Here is a 14,042-nt window from a genome sequence, read left to right on the forward strand (position 1 = left end):
GTTCAGGTGCGTCGTCAGCTTGACCATTACGGCCATGAATAGCATATTCATTTCATTACGAAAAATTCCGTTTTGATGCTTTTCGATAACATAAAGGTTATGAGATGACGCCACGTCGCTTACGTCAATTTTTGGCGTTGATTGAACATGCGCACTTCGGTCGAGCGGCGAAAGCATTGGGGGTTTCACAGCCGGCACTGAGTAAAAGCATTCAGTTACTGGAAAGTGAATTAGGCGTCACGCTGTTCGATCGACGCACCGAAGGCGTCGTATTGACTGCCTTTGGCCAATTACTTCGTGAAAAGAGTCAGCGCCTGTTGATGGCCGAGGAGGACCTGCGTCGAGACATCGCTTTGCTGGCGGTAGGCGATATTGGAGCACTGAGGGTAGCGTTGGGTCCCTACCCAAGCATCGCCAGCGGTTATGTCAGTCTCGCGCGATTGCATGCCCGGCATCCTCAAATCAAGGTCACTGCACATGTCGCCGGTTGGCGTGAAGTTGCTCATCAGGTCGCTACAGGGGCAGTGGATCTGGGGATAGCCGAAATCAGCACGTTGCAGGGCAGGGAAGAGTTCACCTGCGAGCTGTTGGGTGAGCATGAGGGTCGTCTGTTTTGCCGTCCGGGCCATCCGCTGCTGTCGCGACATCGTTCACTGACGTTGGCGCAAACACTCGATTACCCGTGGGTGGCCTCGCGCATTCCGCTGCGGCTGGCGACCCATTTGCTCCCGGCAACGTTGGGCTGTGCGGGCGCTTATGATGCGGTGACGGGTGATTTTGTGCCGGCGATCGAAATAGACGTGCCGATGCAAATCGTTAGATTCGTCGAGAACAGTAATGCCCTGGCCTTAGGGAATTTATCGACTTTTGAACAGGAAATCATGGCGGGAGAAATCGTACCGTTACCGATCCATAACCTCGCACTGCGCACCCGTTACGGCTTCATATACCTTAAAGAGCGCTCATTGCCGCCTGCGGTAGAGTTTTACATGAAGGAAGTGAGGGCGGTGGAAGAAGAAATCTGTCAGCGGGAAAGCCTTCTAGCGCAAATGAGGGGGGAGTGAATCCACTGCGCGAGCGTGGCCTCGTACAACACCACCCGCTTTACTTGCAGGTGCCCGGCTAGTGCGTATTCGGGTTTACATAGTTTTGTTGATAAATCGGAGGTTCCCGGGATTTTACGACTACAAAAAGTAGTCACTCAAGCGTGCAGCGCCGTATTAATGCGCTATACCCAATAGTCCCCCACCGCACTTCTTCCATTATTGGAGGTTGGCAATGAAATTCTGCGCACCCCTTGCAACGCTATTGATCACCGCAAGTCTCGTTGGCTGCACCAGCTCATCAAACCAATCAATGAACCTTCCTTTGGCAGCGACCCACAAAAACCCGGGTCATATTGCCAATACCACGCTGACCGGGGTGGGAAATCAAACCAACTTTGACTTTTCCATCACAGGCGTTCCGCTCGGAACAATCATGCCGCCGCGCCTGTACACGTTCATCAACAAAGGCAGTTGCAAGCAACCAGGCCCCGTTGCTTATGCAATGAACGACAAGGTCAATACTCAATCCGCCGCTGGCGCCGGTGGTTGGAGCTTCTACAGAAGCGCGCCGATCGCCATGGCAGATCTGCTCTCCGGCCAGTTTTCGGTTGTCGTGAGAACCTCCCCTGAAGATGGCAACGTCGATATTTTCTGCGGCGATATAGCGCAAGTAACCCGATGATGTTTGTTTAGTTCATTTGGAAATAGAGGTAATACCCTACCTGATGAATGGAGCCCTGTTTGTCGGAATTATTAATGGGTGTACATACGGTTTGTAAGGCTGGCTTTACAAGACTTCCCAAAAATACTTCGAGCGACAGGTTTAATCGAAAAAACCGCACTAAACTCTTTTCGCGTCTTAACCCGTGCAAGGTTCAAGCTATAAGAAAAGATGATTCTGTACGCACTAACTGGGCGAACACTCGGTGGTAAATGCACTAAGGATCGATGTTGACGTGCACTCATCAACCGGTTGCTAACACCATGAATCAACGAGGAATCCTGGTATGGAACAGCTATTGGATCGTTTCAAGCTATCAGTTGTATTTGCTGCACTTATGTCATTGAACGGACTGGCCCTCGCTGCTCAAACGGAGAACACCAACATCCTGTTCATCGTCTCCGACGATACCGGCTACGGTGACCTTGGCCCCTACGGTGGTGGGGTCGGTCGAGGAATGCCTACGCCGAGCATTGATGAGCTGGCGGCAGAGGGGGTCACTTTTTATTCTTTTTATGCTCAGCCAAGCTGCACGCCTGGTCGGGCAGCCATGCAAACCGGACGTATCCCCAATCGTAGCGGCATGACCACGGTGGCCTTTCAAGGCCAGGGCGGTGGATTGCCGGCGGCGGAGTGGACGTTGGCCTCGGTTCTCAAAACCGGGGGGTATGACACCTATTTCACAGGTAAGTGGCACTTGGGCGAAGCCGATTATGCGCTGCCCAATGCGCAGGGTTACGACGTGATGAAATACGTCGGTCTGTACCACCTCAATGCCTATACCTACGCAGACCCGACCTGGTTCCCGGACATGGATCCGGAAACCCGTGAGATGTTCCAACGGGTCACCAAGGGTGCATTGTCCGGCAAGGCGGGGGAAAAACCGGTCGAAGAATTCAAGGTCAATGGCCAGTACGTGGACACGCCTGTCGTAGACGGAAAACCCGGCGTGGTCGGCATTCCATACTTTGATAACTACGTCGAAAAAGCCGCCCTGGAGTTTCTTGACACCGCGGCTAAATCGGACAAGCCGTTTTTCATCAACGTCAACTTCATGAAAGTGCACCAGCCCAACATGCCGGCACCGGAGTTCGTTCACAAGTCCATGTCCAAGTCCAAGTACGCCGACTCCGTGGTCGAACTGGACACCCACATTGGCCGGATCATGGACAAGCTCAAGGCGCTCGGCCTGGATAAGAACACCCTGGTGGTCTACACCACCGACAACGGGGCCTGGCAGGATGTTTATCCGGACGCTGGTTACACTCCGTTCCGCGGCACCAAAGGGACGGTGCGTGAGGGTGGCAACCGGGTACCGGCGATTGCCGTCTGGCCAGACAAGATCAAGCCCGACACCAAAAACCACGAAATGCTCGGTGGCCTCGACCTGATGGCAACGTTCGCGTCCGTGGCGGGAGTGAAGTTGCCGGAAAAAGATCGCGAAGGTCAGCCCATCATCTTCGACAGTTACGACATGACGCCCGTGCTCAAGGGCAGTGGCCCTTCACCGCGCAAAGAGTGGTTCTACTTTACCGAGAATGAACTGTCACCAGGCGCGGCCCGTGTCGGTAACTACAAGGCGGTGTTCAACCTGCGCGGTGACGATGGCGCGCAAACCGGCGGCTTGGCAGTGGACACCAATCTGGGTTGGAAAGGCGCCGAAAAATATGTGGCCACCGTTCCGCAAGTCTTCGACTTGTGGCAAGACCCGCAAGAGCGCTATGACCTCTTCATGAACAACTTCACCGAGCGCACCTGGACGATGGTACCGATCACGGGCGCGATCATGAAACTGATGAAAACCTACGTCGAATACCCACCGCGCAAACTGCAAAGTATGGGTTATGACGGACCTGTCACGCTGTCGCAGTACCAGAAATTTCAATCCGTGCGAGAGTCTCTGAAGCAAGAGGGCATCAACTTGCCGATGCCTGCTGGCAATTGATCAATCAGCCGAAAATTGGCGACCTCATCAGCGGTCGCCACTTCGCAAATTGAAGTTGGCGAGTATTCACCACGCTTTAAAGATAAGGCGGTGGATTTTCAAAGGTCCACCTTCTCGCGCGGTTCTAAGGGAGTAGTCCATGAAAGACATCTTGTTGGTTCGTCCGGCAATACGCTGGCTTTGGCTTCTTTTATTGTGGCCGCTGCTTTTGCAAGCGGCTGAACCTTTACCCTCTTGGCGTGAGGGCCCTTCCAAACATGCCATCGTTGAATTCGTCCAGGCAGTGACAGCTGATGGTTCCAAGGATTTTGTGCCACCTGCTGAACGCGTTGCAGTGTTCGATAACGACGGCACGCTGTGGAGCGAACAGCCGATGTATTTTCAAATGCTGTTCGCCCTTGAAGAGGTCAAGCGCCTGGCACCACAGCATCCTGAATGGCAACAACAACAGCCGTTCAAGGCAGTCTTGGAAAACGACCAGAAAACGTTGGCCGGCAGCGGTATGGAGGGTTTGATGAAGATCATCGACGCTACCCATACAGAGATCAGTACCCAAGAATTTTTGACCAATGTCCGAAAATGGCTCGCCAAGGCCGTGCATCCCAAAACCCATAAACCCTACACCGAAATGGTCTACCAGCCGATGCTGGAATTACTCGCCTATCTACGAGCCAACGGGTTCAGAACCTACATCGTTTCCGGAGGCGAAGTGGAGTTCATGCGCGCCTGGGCAGAGGAAGTATATGGCGTTCCACCGGAGCAGGTGATCGGGACTACCTTCACCGCCGAGTATCAATATAACGCCGGCAAGCCGGTAATCATGCGCATGCCCAAGCTCGCTCATAACGACGATGGCCCGGGTAAACCCGTGAGTATTGACGCGGTTATAGGCCGACGACCGATCTTCGCTTTTGGTAACTCCGATGGCGATCAGCAAATGTTGCAATGGACTGCCGCAGGCGACGGCAAACGCTTCATGGGGCTTGTGCACCACACCGACGCGCAGCGTGAGTGGGCGTACGACCGGGAGTCGAAGATAGGCAAGCTGGACAAAGCGTTGGACGAAGCCCTGGCGCAGAACTGGACGGTAGTTGATATGGCTAAAGAGTGGGGGAAAATCTACCCTTTTGATACCGCGGCGCCATGAAACCTAATGATAGAGGCCAGCACGATTGACTGCTTCGCGGCGGCTGTCTGTTTTTAGATGGACCCTAATCTCGCTGATCCTTAGCGCACGACGAAGCCGCACAGGAAAGCGCGCACGAAAATGAGACGAATGAGCGAAAGGCGAGGGTGTCGTGACATGGCAGCAGCTGCGGAGGCTAGGGGCTGTGGTCAAAACTGCGCACACGGATGTGTGCTTCTTGAATTTCAGAAACGACAAAGCCCTGAATAATCAGGGCTTTGTCGTTACAAATATGGCGGAGGCGATGGGATTCGAACTCATGGACCTGTTACAGTCGACGGTTTTCAAGACCGTTGCCTTAAACCACTCGGCCACACCTCCGTTGCGTTGCGGGCGCCATAATACCTGAATGAAACACACTGTCAAACTCTCTGCGTAGCTTGTTACAGAGTGTCTGTTATGATCTTTGCGACTGAACGTTTCAAACCAACAGGAGTGTCGCCATGCGCGAACAGGATTACGCAGTTAATAACAGCGTGCAGGCTGAGCAGCTAGAGGTTAGCCGCGTCCTGCGCAACACTTACGGCTTGCTCGCTCTCACCCTCGCATTCAGCGGCGTGATGGCGTTTGTCGCTCAACAGATGCGTGTCGGTTACCCGAACATTTTCGTGGTTCTGATCGGTTTCTATGGCCTTTTCTTCCTTACCAACAAACTTCGTGATTCGGCGTGGGGTCTGGTGTCGGCTTTTGCCTTGACCGGTTTCATGGGTTTCCTGCTCGGCCCGATCCTCAACCGTTACCTGGGCATGCAGGGCGGTGCCGAGGTCGTCAGTTCGGCTTTCGCGATGACCGCACTGGTGTTCGGTGGCCTTTCGGCCTACGTACTGATCACCCGTAAGGACATGAGCTTCCTCGGTGGTTTCATCACAGCAGGTTTCTTCGTGCTGCTGGGTGCGACACTGGCAAGCTTCTTCTTCCAGATCAGCGGTTTGCAGTTGGCGATCAGCGCAGGTTTCGTGCTGTTCTCCTCGGTCTGCATCCTGTTCCAGACCAGCGCCATCATTCACGGCGGCGAGCGCAACTACATCATGGCGACCATCAGCCTGTATGTATCGATCTACAACCTGTTCGTCAGCCTGTTGCAGCTGTTCGGCATCATGAGCCGCGATGATTAATCGTCGGCCATAACTAAAAAACCCGCTCAGGCGGGTTTTTTATTGCCTGAAAATCCAGGGGGTCAGTTCACGATGATGCTGCCGTCGGCCTGTTGTCGATAAATAGTGTAGGGCAGCATCAAGGTATCGAGTGCGCCGGAAAGGACAATGTCGACCAACACAACAGCCGGCGCAGGACTGTGTTCCCCCGCATCCCGTCCTTTTTCCAGCGGTGCGTTCAAATAGCAGAAATCGTAGGTCACGCCACTGTAGATTCGCGGGACTGCGCCGCAATAGCTTTGCTGTTCCTTGAGGCTTTTGACGGCCACTTCATCGCTTCGCATGACCGTTTGAACCGTACCGCAACCCGCCAGCATCAGCGCCGCCAATGCCATTACCTGAATTTTCATGTTGCCAATCCTTAGCTGGGAAATAGTCAATCTACGGACTTTAAACCAAAACTTCACTCATTCCATTGGCGGCAACCTTCGCTTGACGGGCGTTTTCTTGACGATCGCAGTATTGGTTTCCGCATGTGTGTTTAGGCGGTCAAGCAACGTATCAAGCTGTTCCATGGAGCGCACGTGCAGTCTTGCAATAAAGCAGTCGTCTCCCGTGACCTTGTCGCACTCGGTGAACTGAGGGATCGCCTGAATCTGCCGTTCAACCTCTTGCAGCTGACCTGGCAGCGGGCGGATGCGCACGATGGCCTGCAGCTGATAACCAAAACATTTGGGGTCGATCTCGACGGTATAGCCTTTGAGCACGCCCCGTTCTTCAAGACGCCGCAAACGTTCGGCGACACTAGGCGAAGACAACCCACTGATGTTCGCCAGCGCCTTGAGTGATCGCCGGGAATCCTCCATCAATGCTGTTATCAGCACTTGATCAATATCGTCGGTCATGGCGAAACTTCTCTTAGGCAATTGATCAAATCCGCCTTTATAAAAAAGGCAGATTCGAATTCTAGCCTGCTTTTTGCGCTGGAGAAGCCTGCGGGCGAATAGGCATACTTTGGGCTCAAATACAGGAGTCTGAAGATGGACAAGTCAATCCGTCGCGGTTCATTTGAGATGACCGCCGCCATGTTGATTTCCGGGACCATCGGCTGGTTCGTGCTGGTGTCCGGGCAACCGGTGCTGGACGTGGTGTTCTGGCGTTGCGTGTTCGGTGCCGGCACCTTGCTGCTGATCTGTGCGGCATTCGGCTTTTTACGTCGCAGAATCCTGACCCGAACCACGTTCCTGCTCGCCGTACTCAGCGGTATGGCGATTGTCGGCAATTGGGTCTTGTTGTTTGCGTCGTATTCCCGGGCATCGATAGCCATCGGGACAGCGGTCTACAACGTCCAGCCGTTCATTCTGGTGGGGCTGGCCGCGCTTTTCCTCAACGAGAAAATCACCCTGCAGAAGTTGTTCTGGCTGGGCATCTCGTTTCTGGGAATGCTGGCCATTGTGAGTGCGCACGGCACGCAGGGCGAGAGTGGCAATGACTACTTGTTGGGTATCGCACTGGCGCTGGGCGCTGCGTTTCTCTACGCCATTGCAGCGTTGATCATCAAACGCCTGACCGGCACTGCGCCGCATTTGATTGCACTGATCCAGGTCTGCACCGGCGTACTGGTGCTCGCGCCGTTCGCACACTTTTCGGCGCTGCCACAAGCGCCAAGCGCCTGGGCCAGCCTGGTCACTCTGGGCATCGTCCATACCGGTGTGATGTACGTCTTGTTGTACGGCGCCATCCAGAAACTGCCGACAGCGCTGACCGGCGCGCTGTCATTCATCTACCCGATCGCCGCGATATTTGTGGACTGGTTCGCCTTCGGCCATCGCCTGGAGCTCCTGCAGTGGTTCGGTGTCGCGGCAATCCTGCTGGCTGCGGCCGGCATGCAGCAGGGCTGGAGCCTGAAATTTCGCCGAGTAGCCGCTTGATGCCTGCCTCCAGCGGCTACAGGCTGTGGTTCTACTCAGGATCAAATACTCCAGCGCGGCGCAGTTTTGGCCAGGCGCTGGCGCATTTCTTCAATGTTGGCGACCAGTTGCAAAATCAATAAACGGTAGCCATCCAGAGGGCTGTAAACCGGTGCTTCGAGGCTCGCCTCCCGCGCCGGCTCCACGGGCCGATTGAGTCGCTGGTAGGAACCGGTTTTCAACGCCCGGGCCATGCCCACCAGCTGTACCCGAATCAACCGATGCTCAGCTTTCAAGACCGATTGAAGTTGACCCATGGCTTGAGCGTCGCTGACGTCCGGCCGGGTGTTGGCCAGTATTTCCAGGGTGCTGACACACATCCGCAAGTTGCGTTGGAGGGCATCGAGTTCGGTCATGGAGATCTTCACCTCCTTGGACACCGACGGCATCAATGAACGCAATTGCACCATCACCGTATTCAGCCGGCCCATGAGTTTGAGGTGTTCATCATCGGTGACCGATTGGCCATTGATGATTCGCCCGTAAATCGTCGCGCAATCGCGCAACGAATCCGCCAGGTTGTAGCGCCAGGAAAATACTGCGTACAGCGGAAGGGCGAACGAAAACGCGAGCGCCAGGGCAATCCCGATCAGGATGTCCACCCCGCGCCACAAACCGTCGCTGAGCGGATTGTCGCCATGCCCCGCGACGATAAACACGGTGATACCCGCCAGCAGCGCGGTGTACCCCCCTTTGCCGATGGCGTGATACGAGAAAAACCCGCACACCACCGACATGACGAAATAGGTCAGCGACGGCATCCCGAGCCAGGTCTGTTGCAGCACCAGCAACAACCCGATGCCGGCCCCGACCAGGGTGCCGATGGCCCGCTCGGCGGCTTTTTTGCCAATGTTGCCGTGATGCTGCAAGCCGCCGATGACCACCAGCATCGTCACCGACGCCCATTCACCATGGGGCAGGTTGATGCCGGTGGTCAGCATGATCGAAGCCAGTAATCCAAGCGACACACGCACCGCGTGGATCAGTTTGGCGTGTTGGTAGCGCCGATACGGATCCAGCAACGGACGCAACAACCGGCGCAACAGCGGTGGCAGTCGATGGGCTCTGATCATGCTCAGACCGGGTCTCCTCAGAAGATGTAATCAGTGGTCAGGAAACTCGAACTGCGGCCGCTGATGATCTCGCTGATCAGCTCTTTGTTGGTTTCCTGGAACTTGGTGGCCACCAGCGTGCGGATCGAAAAAACCCTCAGCGCATCATGTACCGACAACGTGCCTTCGGCGGAATTTTTGCGCCCGTTGAACGGGTAAGTGTCCGGGCCGCGCTGACACTGGGCGTTAAGGTTGATCCGGCCGACCTGGTTGGCAAAGGTGTCGACCAGCCTGCCGACTGCCACCGGATTGGTGCCGAAGATGCTCAGTTGCTGGCCGAAGTCAGACTCCAGCACGTAATCGATCACGGTATCCAGGTGACGGTACGGCACGATAGGAACGACCGGGCCGAACTGTTCTTCCTGATAGACACGCATTTGCGGCGTGACCGGGAACAGCACGGCAGGGTAGAAGAACGAGGCGCGGGTTTCACCGCCGTTGGGGTTGACCACCTTCGCACCTTTGCTCTCGGCATCGGCCACCAGCGCGTGCAGGTAATCGACTTTGCCCGACTCCGGCAAAGGCGTCAGGGCCACGCCGCTTTCCCATGGCATGCCCGGTTTGAGCGTGGCGAGCTTGGCGTTGAATTTCTCGATAAACGCGTCGACCACGTCTTCGTGAACAAAGAGGATTTTCAGCGCAGTGCAACGCTGACCATTGAAGGACAACGAGCCGGTGACGGCTTCGTTCACGGCGTTATCCAGATCGACTTCGGGCAACACGATGCCGGGATTCTTCGCGTCCAGACCCAGCGCCGCGCGCAAACGGTGTGGCTTGGGGTGCAGCTTTTTAAGGTCGCTGGCGGCCTTGTTGGTGCCGATAAACGCAAAGATATCGATCTTGCCACTGGCCATCAGCGCACTGACGGTTTCGCGGCCGCTGCCGTAGATCACGTTGATCACCCCGGCCGGAAAGCTGTCGCGGAAAGCTTCCAGCAGTGGACGGATCAGCAGGACACCGAGCTTGGCCGGTTTGAACACTACGGTGTTACCCATGATCAGTGCCGGAATCAGCGTGGTGAAGGTTTCGTTCAGCGGGTAGTTGTAAGGCCCCATGCACAACGCCACGCCGAGTGGAACGCGGCGGATCTGCCCGAGTGTGTCCTGTTCCAGTTCAAACCGGCTGGAACGGCGGTCGAGTTCCTTGAGGGCGTTGATGGTGTCGACGATGTAATCGCAGGTGCGGTCGAACTCTTTTTCCGAATCCTTGAGGTTCTTGCCGATCTCCCACATCAGCAACTTGACCACCGCCTCACGCTGTTCGCGCATGTGCCCGAGGAAGGTTTCAACGTGCTGAATGCGCTCGGCCACGCGCATGGTCGGCCACAGGCCCTGGCCTCGGTCATAGGCGCGGACGGCGGCGTCGAGGGCAGTCAATGCAGTCTCGGCGTCGAGCAGTGGCGTGCTGCCGAGGATCACCTGTTCATCACCTTGCTCACCGGTCAGGTACACCGGGCTGCGGACTTGAGCGAGCGGCCCCGACCAGATTTTCAGCTCGCCATCGACCAGGTACTCGCGCTGTTCGGTCGGGCCGTCGAGGCGGTATTTTTCCGGGACGCTGGCCGCGTCAGGAAACAGGTTGCCAAGGATATGTGCTGTGGTCATGTCGCTACCCCATCTTGATGATCTGATTCGCTGATGAATCGTTTTAGCAGACCTGCGCTTCGCTTGTCATGACTCATTTTCGTCTCAGTGGCGAACAGGCCGGTTCCTTGGCGCTTGCGGTCATGGCCTCAGAAGCCCCCCTTGTTGGCCCCCAATGCCCTGAACCCTGCGGCACGGGTGCCTTAGTGTTGAGCTTTCCTTGAACACAATAAAAAGGTGTACCCGGCTGACCGGAGCACCAAAGAGAGGGCGGTCATGCGGGCACGTCAATTCACGGGAAAGCCTAGCCTTTGTTTGGCGTTGGTGGGGTGCGCCTTCGTCGCGCTGCTCAGCGGTTGTGGTGAAGAGAAAAAAAGCCCGGCGACCCGCAATCAAGCGGCCATCGCCAAACCGGGCGATCCCGCGCTGGCGCAGATCTACGACAACAGTTGCAAGCTCTGCCACGCCAATCCGGCGGCCGGAGCGCCGTTGACCGGCGACAAAAAAGCCTGGGAGCCACGGCTGCTCCAGGGCGCGGACACGCTGCTGGATCACGCCATCAACGGCTACAACGGCATGCCACCCATGGGCCAGTGCGTGGAGTGTTCAGAGGAACAATTCCTCGCGCTGATCAACTTCATGGCCGGGCAAACCCTCCAACAATAACAACCCGGGGTGCACTTGATGACGATGGATTTAACACGGCGGCAATTGTTGCAGCGGGCAAGCGTCATTGGCGCTTTCACGGCCCTGGGCAGCAGCCCGGCGCTCGCTGAATTGCTGCGCGCACCGCGGCTGATCCCTTGGCGTAATTGGTCCGGCGCCCAGAGTTGCCTGCCGGCGGCGCGGCTGGCACCCAAGCATCTCGATGAATTGACCCAGGTTATCCGTCAGGCGCCTGGCAAGATTCGTCCGGTCGGTTCGGCACACTCCTTCAGCGCGCTGGTGCCCACCGATGGCACGCTGTTGTCGCTGAGCTACTTCACCGGCTTGCTCGATCACGACGCACAGACGCTTCAGGCCGAGTTCGCCGCCGGCACGCCGATGTCGCGCATGGGTACACCGCTCAAGGACATCGGGCAGGCGCTGCAGAACATGGCCGACATCGACTATCAAACCCTCGCCGGCGCCATATCCACCTCGACCCACGGCACCGGCAAGCAGTTTCAATCCTATTCGGCACATGTCTGCGGCCTGCAACTGGTGACCGCCAGCGGCGACGTTCTCGACTGCGACAGCACGCGCCATCCCGAGGTATTCAGCGCCGCCCGGGTGTCCCTCGGTGCATTGGGCGTCGCTACCAGAATCCGCCTGCAAAACCGTCCGGCTTATCGCCTGAGGGAGCGTCAATGGATCGCCAAAACCGAAGAGCTGCTGGAAGACCTGGACAAGAACACCCGTGAAAATCAGCACTGGGAAATGCTCGTGGTGACCCATTCCGACTATGCCCTGTCAATCGCCCTGAACGAGACCACCGACCCGGCCACGCCGCCGATCCCGGCAGACGAGGAGGGCGGTAACGAGTTCGTGAACTTGATCGAAAAGATCGACAAGTACGGCAGCGATTTTCCCGACCTGCGCCGAACCATGCTCAACAACTTGCGCCACCTGGCCAGTTTCGACGATCGGGTGGGCGACTCCTTCGATATCTACGCCAACGTACGCACGGTGCGCTTCAACGAAATGGAATACTCGGTCCCGGCAGAACACGGCCCGGCTTGTCTGCGGGAAATCCTCAAGTTGATTCAGGACAAGGACCTGCGCACCTGGTTTCCCATCGAGTACCGCTACGTCAAGGCCGACGACATTCCATTGAGCATGTTCGAAGGCCGGGACAGTTGCTCGATCTCGGTTCACCAGCATTATCAGATGGACCATCACAACTTTTTCGCCGCCATCGAACCGATCTTCTGGAAGTACAACGGCCGCCCGCACTGGGGCAAATTGCACACGCTTAACGCTAAGAACCTGCAACCGCTGTATCCGCGCTGGCAGGAGTTCATTGAGGTCCGCCAGGCCCTCGACCCCAGCGGCAAATTCCTCAATGCGCACCTGGCATCCATCCTGGGGGTGAACCCATGAATCGGCGTCATTTCGTGATGGGAACGGTGGGTGTCGGAGTCTTGCTGGCGGGTGTCGCCGTGTGGCTGCGACCGGGGGACCGAGGTGGGCCCTACAGCGATTATTTCCGTGCGCTCAATCGCGAACTCAAGGTGCACGGGCCGATGCGGCCGGTGATGCTGGTTGACCTGGATCGGCTCGATCACAACATTGATGTGGTGATGCAGTCGGTCAAGCGTGGGGGCAAACATCTGCGCCTGGTGGAAAAGTCGATACCGGCGCCGGGTTTGCTGGCATACATCGCCAAGCGCGCTGGCACACAGCGGTTGATGTCGTTTCATCAACCGTTTCTCAACCATGACGCCGTGACATTTCCTGAGGCTGACATCCTGCTGGGCAAGCCGTTGCCGGTGCGCTCGGTGCAGTTGTTTTATCAAACGCACACCGGTCCGTTCGACCCGTCGAAGCAATTGCAGTGGCTGATCGATACGCCGCATCGCTTGCAGGAATACCTGGCACTGGCTCAGGGATTGGCCACGCGATTGCGGGTGAACATCGAGCTGGATGTCGGCCTGCATCGCGGCGGCATAGGTGATGTAACGGCGCTGGGGCAGATGCTGACACTGATCAGCGCTAACCCGCAGCATCTGGAGTTCGCGGGTTTCATGGGCTATGACCCGTTCGTGGGCATGGGCGTGCCAGGTATTCTGGGTTCGTCTGAAGAGTTGTTCGCCAAGGTGATGGTGATCTACAACCGTTACGTCGACTTTACCCGTCGCGAGTACCCCGGTCTGTGGCATTCAGGCCTGACGCTCAACACCGCTGGCAGCCCCAGCTATCGCCTGCACGAGCAGGAGAAACTCAGCACCGAAGTGTCGGTGGGAACCGCCATGCTCAAGCCCACGCATTACGATCTGCCGTCGCTGGTGGAACATGTTCCGGCGGCTTACATCGCGACGCCTGTGCTCAAGAGCACCGGAGCGGTAAATATCCCGGCGCTGGATGGCAAGTCGAAGCTGTTTTCGTGGTGGGACATCAATCAGCGCGAGACCTTTTTTATCTACGGCGGCAACTGGATGGCCGAGTTCGAATCGCCCAAGGGGCTGCAGAGCAACGGCGTGTATGGCCGAAGTTCCAACCAGGAGATGGTCAATGGTTCGGCGGCGGTGGGGTTGGCGTTGGAGGATCAAGTGTTTTTGAGACCGACCCAGACCGAGTCGGTGCTGTTGCAGTTTGGGGATCTGCTCGCGGTGCGCGGAGGCAAAATTGTCGACACCTGGCCCGTGTATTCCTGAGCTCGGTAGCCCTCTAATTCCGTGGGTCC

Annotated in this window: 13 protein-coding genes and 1 tRNA gene; 9 read left to right on the forward strand and 5 right to left on the reverse strand. The window is 56.8% G+C overall.

From position 1 onward, the window contains the following. Positions 1–104: 104 nt before the first annotated feature. The 4 genes from GBC55_RS16425 (at position 105) to GBC55_RS16440 (ending at position 4,859) form a co-directional block, all read left to right on the forward strand. A complete protein-coding gene (locus GBC55_RS16425) occupies positions 105–1,064 on the forward strand; it encodes a LysR family transcriptional regulator (protein WP_162438454.1) in 960 nt (319 codons plus the stop codon). Between the two features lie 214 nt (positions 1,065–1,278). After that, positions 1,279–1,728, forward strand: coding sequence for a hypothetical protein (locus GBC55_RS16430; RefSeq protein ID WP_162438455.1), 450 nt, complete (start codon positions 1,279–1,281; stop codon positions 1,726–1,728). A 325-nt stretch (positions 1,729–2,053) separates the two neighbouring features. After that, the gene (locus GBC55_RS16435; RefSeq protein WP_162438456.1) at positions 2,054–3,712 is read left to right on the forward strand and encodes an arylsulfatase; all 1,659 of its coding nucleotides are present in this window, start codon (positions 2,054–2,056) and stop codon (positions 3,710–3,712) included. Positions 3,713–3,851: 139 nt separating this feature from the next. Then, positions 3,852–4,859: an HAD family hydrolase gene (locus tag GBC55_RS16440; RefSeq protein ID WP_162438457.1), complete on the forward strand. Its 1,008-nt coding sequence runs from the start codon at positions 3,852–3,854 to the stop codon at positions 4,857–4,859. 272 nt (positions 4,860–5,131) lie between these two features. Here GBC55_RS16440 and GBC55_RS16445 read toward each other — a convergent pair. Further along, positions 5,132–5,219: transfer RNA gene (locus GBC55_RS16445), tRNA-Ser, on the reverse strand. A gap of 122 nt (positions 5,220–5,341) precedes the next feature. Between GBC55_RS16445 and GBC55_RS16450 the strand changes: the two genes are divergently transcribed. Next, positions 5,342–6,013, forward strand: coding sequence for a Bax inhibitor-1/YccA family protein (locus GBC55_RS16450; RefSeq protein WP_008006561.1), 672 nt, complete (start codon positions 5,342–5,344; stop codon positions 6,011–6,013). Between the two features lie 62 nt (positions 6,014–6,075). Here the strand turns inward: GBC55_RS16450 and GBC55_RS16455 are convergent, their stop codons facing one another. Together GBC55_RS16455 and GBC55_RS16460 are read right to left on the reverse strand one after the other, a co-directional pair. Continuing rightward, positions 6,076–6,402 carry a YceK/YidQ family lipoprotein gene (locus GBC55_RS16455; RefSeq protein WP_162438458.1) on the reverse strand — a complete coding sequence of 109 codons (327 nt, stop codon included), beginning with the start codon at positions 6,400–6,402 and terminating at the stop codon, positions 6,076–6,078. Positions 6,403–6,459: 57 nt separating this feature from the next. Further along, on the reverse strand, positions 6,460–6,897 hold the full coding sequence (locus GBC55_RS16460) for an Lrp/AsnC family transcriptional regulator (RefSeq protein WP_162438459.1): 438 nt from the start codon (positions 6,895–6,897) through the stop codon (positions 6,460–6,462). Positions 6,898–7,032: 135 nt separating this feature from the next. Here GBC55_RS16460 and GBC55_RS16465 point away from each other — a divergent pair, with 135 nt between their 5' ends. Continuing rightward, positions 7,033–7,923: a DMT family transporter gene (locus tag GBC55_RS16465; RefSeq protein ID WP_162438460.1), complete on the forward strand. Its 891-nt coding sequence runs from the start codon at positions 7,033–7,035 to the stop codon at positions 7,921–7,923. 41 nt (positions 7,924–7,964) lie between these two features. Here GBC55_RS16465 and GBC55_RS16470 read toward each other — a convergent pair whose 3' ends face one another. Then, positions 7,965–9,035 carry an FUSC family protein gene (locus tag GBC55_RS16470; protein ID WP_247266933.1) on the reverse strand — a complete coding sequence of 357 codons (1,071 nt, stop codon included), beginning with the start codon at positions 9,033–9,035 and terminating at the stop codon, positions 7,965–7,967. A 17-nt stretch (positions 9,036–9,052) separates the two neighbouring features. Then, positions 9,053–10,678 carry an NADP-dependent glyceraldehyde-3-phosphate dehydrogenase gene (locus GBC55_RS16475; RefSeq protein ID WP_162438461.1) on the reverse strand — a complete coding sequence of 542 codons (1,626 nt, stop codon included), beginning with the start codon at positions 10,676–10,678 and terminating at the stop codon, positions 9,053–9,055. 255 nt (positions 10,679–10,933) lie between these two features. On the opposite strand from GBC55_RS16475, the gene GBC55_RS16480 reads away from it, so the two are divergent. From GBC55_RS16480 to GBC55_RS16490, 3 genes are all read left to right on the forward strand, one after another. After that, positions 10,934–11,323: a c-type cytochrome gene (locus tag GBC55_RS16480; RefSeq protein WP_162438462.1), complete on the forward strand. Its 390-nt coding sequence runs from the start codon at positions 10,934–10,936 to the stop codon at positions 11,321–11,323. A gap of 84 nt (positions 11,324–11,407) precedes the next feature. Further along, the gene (locus GBC55_RS16485) at positions 11,408–12,739 is read left to right on the forward strand and encodes a D-arabinono-1,4-lactone oxidase (RefSeq protein WP_162438499.1); all 1,332 of its coding nucleotides are present in this window, start codon (positions 11,408–11,410) and stop codon (positions 12,737–12,739) included. 65 nt (positions 12,740–12,804) lie between these two features. Further along, positions 12,805–14,013 carry a DSD1 family PLP-dependent enzyme gene (locus GBC55_RS16490; RefSeq protein WP_162438500.1) on the forward strand — a complete coding sequence of 403 codons (1,209 nt, stop codon included), beginning with the start codon at positions 12,805–12,807 and terminating at the stop codon, positions 14,011–14,013. Positions 14,014–14,042 lie beyond the last annotated feature (29 nt).

It is taken from the genome of Pseudomonas sp. TNT3 (genome assembly GCF_010095445.2).
GTDB lineage: Bacteria > Pseudomonadota > Gammaproteobacteria > Pseudomonadales > Pseudomonadaceae > Aquipseudomonas.

Coding starts and splice junctions, on each gene's coding strand:
- GBC55_RS16425 (WP_162438454.1), top strand. CDS start 105: ATGACGCCACGTCGCTTACGTCAATTTTTGGCGTTGATTGAACATGCG.
- GBC55_RS16430 (WP_162438455.1), top strand. CDS start 1,279: ATGAAATTCTGCGCACCCCTTGCAACGCTATTGATCACCGCAAGTCTC.
- GBC55_RS16435 (WP_162438456.1), top strand. CDS start 2,054: ATGGAACAGCTATTGGATCGTTTCAAGCTATCAGTTGTATTTGCTGCA.
- GBC55_RS16440 (WP_162438457.1), top strand. CDS start 3,852: ATGAAAGACATCTTGTTGGTTCGTCCGGCAATACGCTGGCTTTGGCTT.
- GBC55_RS16450 (WP_008006561.1), top strand. CDS start 5,342: ATGCGCGAACAGGATTACGCAGTTAATAACAGCGTGCAGGCTGAGCAG.
- GBC55_RS16455 (WP_162438458.1), bottom strand. CDS start 6,402: ATGAAAATTCAGGTAATGGCATTGGCGGCGCTGATGCTGGCGGGTTGC.
- GBC55_RS16460 (WP_162438459.1), bottom strand. CDS start 6,897: ATGACCGACGATATTGATCAAGTGCTGATAACAGCATTGATGGAGGAT.
- GBC55_RS16465 (WP_162438460.1), top strand. CDS start 7,033: ATGGACAAGTCAATCCGTCGCGGTTCATTTGAGATGACCGCCGCCATG.
- GBC55_RS16470 (WP_247266933.1), bottom strand. CDS start 9,035: ATGATCAGAGCCCATCGACTGCCACCGCTGTTGCGCCGGTTGTTGCGT.
- GBC55_RS16475 (WP_162438461.1), bottom strand. CDS start 10,678: ATGACCACAGCACATATCCTTGGCAACCTGTTTCCTGACGCGGCCAGC.
- GBC55_RS16480 (WP_162438462.1), top strand. CDS start 10,934: ATGCGGGCACGTCAATTCACGGGAAAGCCTAGCCTTTGTTTGGCGTTG.